Source organism: Okeania sp. (genome assembly GCF_983059655.1).
On sequence record NZ_CEZPJD010000398.1, the window covers coordinates 1 to 7,081 of the forward strand.

6 protein-coding genes are annotated in these 7,081 nt (G+C 35.7%); 4 read left to right on the plus strand and 2 right to left on the minus strand.

The genetic code is table 11. The features are described from left to right. Positions 1–311: 311 nt before the first annotated feature. Entirely contained in the window at positions 312–824 is a 513-nt protein-coding gene (scpB, locus tag AC3DU7_RS20275) for an SMC-Scp complex subunit ScpB (RefSeq protein WP_488041111.1), read from the minus strand. A gap of 395 nt (positions 825–1,219) precedes the next feature. On the opposite strand from scpB, the gene rpmI reads away from it, so the two are divergent. From rpmI to AC3DU7_RS20290, 3 genes are all read left to right on the plus strand, one after another. Further along, entirely contained in the window at positions 1,220–1,417 is a 198-nt protein-coding gene (gene rpmI / locus AC3DU7_RS20280; RefSeq protein ID WP_488041116.1) for a 50S ribosomal protein L35, read from the plus strand. Positions 1,418–1,435: 18 nt separating this feature from the next. Further along, positions 1,436–1,792, plus strand: coding sequence for a 50S ribosomal protein L20 (gene rplT, locus AC3DU7_RS20285; protein WP_488041112.1), 357 nt, complete (start codon positions 1,436–1,438; stop codon positions 1,790–1,792). A 220-nt stretch (positions 1,793–2,012) separates the two neighbouring features. Continuing rightward, positions 2,013–2,543 carry a tetratricopeptide repeat protein gene (locus AC3DU7_RS20290; RefSeq protein WP_488041113.1) on the plus strand — a complete coding sequence of 177 codons (531 nt, stop codon included), beginning with the start codon at positions 2,013–2,015 and terminating at the stop codon, positions 2,541–2,543. 152 nt (positions 2,544–2,695) lie between these two features. Here AC3DU7_RS20290 and AC3DU7_RS20295 read toward each other — a convergent pair whose 3' ends face one another. Next, on the minus strand, positions 2,696–6,052 hold the full coding sequence (locus tag AC3DU7_RS20295) for a PAS domain S-box protein (protein ID WP_488041114.1): 3,357 nt from the start codon (positions 6,050–6,052) through the stop codon (positions 2,696–2,698). 293 nt (positions 6,053–6,345) lie between these two features. Here AC3DU7_RS20295 and AC3DU7_RS20300 point away from each other — a divergent pair. Beyond that, positions 6,346–7,081 (plus strand): RNA-guided endonuclease InsQ/TnpB family protein (locus AC3DU7_RS20300; protein ID WP_488041115.1); only part of this gene is annotated, 736 nt, incomplete at its 3' end.

Here is a 7,081-nt window from a genome sequence, read left to right on the forward strand (position 1 = left end):
GGATATCAGAGAGCGTTGATTCATATAATTAGGGTTTGCGCTTCACTAGTCTTTTTTTAAGAGGAGTAGCCAGAATCAAGAATTCAGAATCCAGGAGGAATGAGATTCCGAGAAGAAATAGCCAGAAGAATCTTCCCTTGATTTTCTAACCCTTTTTTGCCAAAAATCCTAGATTTTTTAACTGGAACTACCTAAAAGCTGATACTTTGTTAGTAGCTGCAAAGTCTGAAACCTTTGTCATTAAAAACTTTGATATTTAATCAGCAAGCCCTAGTTATTGGAAAACTTCTACCTTCTGCCTCCTGCCTTCTTCACTCCTCTTCGTCATCTGAGAAAGAACTAAGGTCAAGTGATAATTGTTGAGGAAGTTGATCTAGTTGGAAATACTGATGAAATTTATCTGTGACTTGTAACCAATAAGAACGAGATTCTTTTTGACGACGTTTACGAACAAACCCCAAGGTAACAAGTTCTGGAACGTGCTGATAAACTCCTGAACCACGAATATCTACTAATTCTGATTGACTAATACCTCCTTTAAGAGCGATCGCTGCTAAAGTCCTCAGAGCACCTACTCCCAACTCTGGTTGAATTAAAGATTCTATCAACTCACTAAAAGTGGCTTTGAGTTGAAGACTATAGCCTTTTTCAGTTTCTACGACTTCTAAGGCAGTATGTCGGTGGGCATATTCAGACATTAATTCGATTAAAGCATCTTTAACTTGGCCACGCTCACACTTGGCAATTTCAGAAATTTCTGAAATAGAGAGGGGTTGTCCCTTCAGGTATAAAATTGCCTCAATTTTGCTAGGAAGACTAAACATTTAGTATCATTACTTTAGGGGTAGTCGTGATTAGAAAACTTTGCACTTCATTTATGAGCAAAGTGGTCTAGTCTGATTTTTTTATCATAAGGTTGTTTTTACGTCAAACTTGGGTTCCTAATCTAATACAATTCTGAGTAGATAGGCATAACGAAGTCAGAAGTCAGAAGTCAGAAGTCAGAAGTTATTTTTGTCACGGGGATTTGAGCTTCGCTCCAAAAATATTTCTCCAATCAAGGTGGGGTGGTGCGACCAAATATTTTAGGGGTTAACGGCTGTTAACCCATACACCAAGGTTAATAAGAGCTTCAGAAATTAACAATAAAATTAAGTCTTTCATTTTAACCAACTTTTGTGCTAAAATCAAATATTGTGTATAAAATTTAGTGCAAATCATGCCAAAATTAAAAACTCGCAAGGCTGCAGCTAGACGCTTTAAAGCCACAGGTAGTGGAAAAATCATGCGTCGTAAAGCTTTTAAGAGTCATCTGTTGCAACATAAAAGCTCCAACCGCAAGAGTCGTCTGTCTAAAATGGCTCTTGTCCATGAGAGTAATGAAGAAAATGTACGTTTAATGCTTCCATATTTGTAAAATTTTAGAGGAAAAATTATGACCAGGGTTAAAAGAGGTAATGTTGCTCGTAAACGCCGTAACAAGGTTCTTAAATTAGCTAAAGGATTTAGAGGTAGACAGTCTAAACTATTTAAAGTTGCTAATCAGCGAGTCATGCAGGCGTTACGAAATGCTTATCGCGATCGTCGTAAACGTAAACGGGACTTCCGTCGTTTATGGATTACTCGGATAAATGCTGCAGCTCGTCAACAGGGCATGAGTTATAGTCAACTGATAGGTAATATGAAAAAAGCTAATATTATCATTAACCGTAAGATGTTAGCCCAATTAGCAGTTTTAGAGCCTGAAACTTTTGCTAAAGTAGTTGAATTAGCAAGCCAAGCTCAAGGATAATATCAACTAGAAGATTTAGGGAGTTGGAAACCGGAAATTTTTATGACAACTACTTCCTACTCCACTCCTATAGCGCTACGCGCAAGTCAGAAGTCAGAAGTCAGAAGTCAGAAGTAATCCCTGACTAACTTTGAGTATTTATAAATGTCCCCGCCCTATTTGCCTAGTGCTATAAAATTTCAAATCTAGCCTTATTACTAATAAAAATTAATTATTAATTATGGATAGCACTCTACCAGTTTTATACCTACTAATACTATTAATATTATTGTCTGTATCCGGTATATTTGTCATTCGCCAGATTACTAAGACAAGGAAAACTGAAAGTCAGCTTTCTAAATTGACAAATAAACTGAAAAACGAACAGGGAACAATAGACGAATATTATCAGCTTGGCAGTATATTTTTAGAAAAAAAAATGTATTCTCAAGCAATTGAATTGTTACAAAAAGGTGTGAAATTAAAAGACTCAGAAAATTCAGAAAGTTCTGCTAAAGTTTATAATGCTCTTGGTTTTTCCTACTTTGCTAAAGATCAATACGATATTGCTATTAGGCAATACAAAGAAGCATTAAAAATAGACCCTAATTATGTAACTGTCTATAATAATTTAGGCCATGCTTATGAGAAGAAAAAATTAACTGCTCAAGCTTTAGAAGCTTATGAGTCAGCACTAAAATGTGACCCCAAAAATGATACTGCGAAAAGACGTGCAGAATCTATGAGAAAACGTTTAATACCATCTTCTTAAAGAGGGAAGAAGGAAGAAGGAAGAAGGAAGAAGGAAGAAGGCATAGGGCAGAAGGGAAGAGGTTTTAGAGCTACTTTACTTTTTGTTAAATACTTAGTTTTTTTTAGGCCAACTTACTTAACTTTTAACTTTTGACTTTAGCGAATTTGACTTTAGCGAAACGGTATAAGCTTCATGGGAATTTTCATCACAAACTCCGTTACTTTACCAAGATTAGAGTTACATTTTAGGCTACCGCCATGTTTCTCAACTACAATTTCATAGCTAATAGATAATCCTAGTCCAGTACCTTTACCAACATCCTTAGTACTAAAGAAAGGATCGAAAAGACGTTCTTTAACTTCTGGTGGAATACCAGTTCCATTATCCCGAATACAAATTTGTACAAACTTACCAACAATTTTAGTAGAAATTTCAATTAAGCTTGGTTCTGATTTAATTTGTTCCATAGTCCGCTTTGCATCTTTTTCTTCAATAGCATCGATGGCATTACTAATTATATGAATAAATACCTGATTAAGCTGTCCTGGATAACATTCCACTTGTGGAATATTGCCATAATTTTTAACTATCTCAATTGCCGGAAAATGATTTCGCCTATTAATACGATTGTATAAAATAGTAAGAGTACTATCAATTCCTTCATGGAGGTTAGCTTTTTTATGTCCAGATTGATCGAGGCGTGAAAAATTTCTCAAAGATTTGACAATATCTTCAATACGATTAGCTCCCACTTTCATTGAGTTGAGAAGTTTCGGTAAATCTTCCTGCAAAAATTCTAATTCCATCTCTTCTATTACTTCCTGAATTTCAGTATGTGGGTTAGGGTAATGGGTTTGATATAGCTCAATCAAATGGAATAAATCTTGAGTATATTGTTTAGCATAAGAAAGATTGCCGTAAATAAAACTGACAGGATTATTAATTTCGTGAGCTACTCCTGCGACAAGTTGACCTAAACTAGACATCTTTTCATTTTGAATCATCTGAGCTTGAGTCCGCTTCAGTTTCTTGAGAGTAGTTTCTAATTCTCTTGTCTTGCTGCGACTTTGATTATAAAGTTCTACTTGAGTCAAGGCAATATCTAACTGTTCCACTACAGCTTGTAGTAAACTAATTTCTGTATCATTCCAGTTGCGTACCTGAGTGTGATTATTACATACTAATGCTCCAATTTGACCTGATGTTTTTTGAAAGGGAACAGATAGAAAAGATTGAATTCCTAATGATTTGAGCAATTTTTGAAAAGTTCTATCTGGTTCTAAGTCAGTATCAACTATTTTGATAACTTCTAAGTGCAAAACCTTCTGATTAATTGAACCTAATATCGAAGCTGGGTACTTCTGTGGTATATCGGGTAAACCTGGAAGTTGAGACACATTACTAATATAACAATAAGGCTCTTCTGCATCAGTACAATACCAGAAAAAAAGGCATCGATCTGTTTGCATCAATTCCCGAACTCTATTGAGAGTAGTATTTAGAATAGTTTCAATGTCCAGGGATTGGCGAATCTGACTGATAATTTGGTTAAACAGTTGTTCTCGTTGAGCCTTTTCTCGTAACTGTTGTTCGGTTCGCTTGCGTTCAGTAATATCTGCATAAGTACCAAGAATCCCAAATATTCTACCATTTTCATCAACTAATGGGACTTTACAAATATCTAACCAAGTCAGATTGCCATTAGGAAGCTGTCTTTGCTCAACTAAGTGCATTTGTGGTTTACCAGATTGCATAACTTCTTGATCGCTCTGTTGTTCTAATCTGGCCTCCTCCTCATTCGAGGCCAAATTATAGTCTGTATTACCAACAATTTCTGAGCAAGGTTGGTGATTTATTTCTCTAATAAATGTACTATTACAACCTTTGTAAATACTATTGCAGTCTTTCCAGAAAATAGCTTGGGGCAAAGTATCTACAATAGTTCTGAGTAACTGTCGCTGTTGGAGTAATTCAGATTGAATTTTTTGGCGCTCTGTGACATCATGCGCCATAGTGAAAATGCTAATTAGCTGGCGGTCGTCATCATAAAATGCAAAGTTGTGCCACTCACAAACAATAATTTTTCCTGTCTTAGTGATATTTTCATTTATGCTGAATGTTCCTCCTGTTCCTGCCAGTAACTTTTGAATTACTTGATCTACATCATCTTGTGCTGAGGGAGGAACAAGATTCAATTCTGAAATCAACTTGCCATGGACTTCTGCTTTGCTATAACCAAAGATTTTTTCTGCAGTATGATTCCATTCAACAACACGAAAATCAGCATCCCATTCTATTGCAGCTAGAGGACACTGTTCAAAAAATCGTCTCAATCTTTTTTCGCTCCGACTTAGAGCAAATTCAGTTTTCTTTAGTTCGGTAGTGTCAAGAATAACGCCATCCCAATAGACATTTTCATCATTTTGTTTGCATGGCATTGCAGTTGCTTGTAGCCACTTGAGCTTGCCAGAAGGAGTAGTAATTCTATATTCTGTTTGCCATACTGCTTTAAGTGTGAAAGCCTGAGTTACAGACTGCTGAAAGGTGGGGAGATCTTCAGGGTGAACTAATTCCCACAAGATACTATTATCATGAAGTGCAGCTTCTGGATCGAGTTCGTAGATATCATAACAACCTTCACTCAGGAAGGTGAATTTTCCTATAGGATCTGTAGGAGATTGACAATATTGATAAAAAAGTCCAGGGGTGCTAGCAGCAATACGTTGCCAACGAGCTGTAACTTCTTGTAGTTGTGCTTCTGTGTGCTTTTTTTCAGTGATATCTTCGATGGATACTACTATACCTGTCACATTTCCTTCTTGGTCATGGAGTGGTACTTTATGCGTATTGATCCAAGCTTGACTACCATCTGGACGATGTTGGGTTTCTACAATATTCAACTCTGGAGTATTAGTCTCCATAATTCTAAAATCGCATTCCCGATACCACTCAGATTCTTCCTCTGTAGTAGGCATATCGTAGTCAGTTTTACCAATAATTTCTGTAGGTGATGAAAAACCACAAATTTGAGCGGCGTAACGGTTGCACCCTAAAAAAATGCTGTTGCGGTCTTTCCAAAAAATCATTTGAGGTAAGCTATCGATAATTGAGAGCAATAGCTGTTGTGATTGTTGAAGCTGTTTTAACTCAGTGATATCTTGAGAAAATGTTACCAAATAACTAATTTTTCTTTGACTATTACGCAGAGGAATTTGATGAATAGCTAAATAACGCTCTTCTATATTGTCATTTAGTTTGATTTCGGTAGTTTTTTCTACTGGATGTCTATCGTTTGTCACCCTGCTGACTTCTGAAATTTTAGTTTGATTTTCACGGCTTTGTTGCTGAAAAGCATGATTACTATAAAATATTTCCTGGTTTTTCAAATCTTGACAAATCAAGCTTTCGGGTAAAATATCTAATATTTGCTCCAACTGATATAGACGTTCTCTAAGAATAGCATTTTCATTTTGTAAATCAACTAACTGTTGTTGGCAGGTACGCAAACTGTTGACATCAGATTTCATAACTCTTTATTAGCTAATATTAAGAAATTATATTATTTTGATTATTTAACATTTACTAATATAATAACTAATATTATTGTTTTTGACATCTCATCTTTTACCGTTAAAGCCTACTAAGTTTGATGGGAAGATTAGGAGTGAGGGAAGATGGGGCTATCAACAGTATTAAAATAATTAGACAAAGTGAGACACAATTAGACAAATACTCTGTGATACACTAGATTTATGTCTAACTTATTAACTATATATGAAACAGCACAACTGCGCGCTTAGTGCCAACAAAAACAATAATCATGAAATCTTTTAAGACTAAGCTCAAACTTAACAACCAACAAAAAACAATACTTGCCAAACACGCAGGAGTAGCTCGTCATGCTTATAATTGGGGATTAGCAACTTGCATAAAAGAGTACGAAGAAACTAAATTTCGCCCAAGCGCCATCACCCTGCATAAACGTTTAGTAGCCGAAGTCAAATCAATTAATCCCTGGTATTATGAGGTATCTAAATGTGCCCCTCAACAAGCATTAAGAGATTTAGAAAGGGCATTTAAAAACTTTTTAACTATTCGGGGACGTGGATTTCCAGTCTTTAAGAAAAAAGGTAGAAAAGACAGCTTTTACTTAGAAGGAAGTATCAAAATTTTCCAAGGAAACTACATACAATTACCCAGAATAGGAATAGTAAAAACTTATGAAATTTTACCTTCAATACCAGTAAAAAATGTCAGAATATCCAAACGAGCAGATGGTTGGTACATCAGTTTTAAGTACAATTTTGAATCCAAACCAACAGAAAAAGTAGGAGAAACTATTGGTGTAGACATAGGCATAAATACATTAGCAACCTGTTCTGATGGAACTAAATTTGCCAATGTCAAAGCCTACAGGAAAGCAAAAAAAAGATTAGTTCGTCATCAACGTGCAGTCAGTAAAAAAGTTATTGGCTCCAAAAACAGACGCAAAGCAGTAAAGAAACTAGCAAAACTCCACAAGAAAGTAGCTGATATTAGAGCAGATGCACTACATA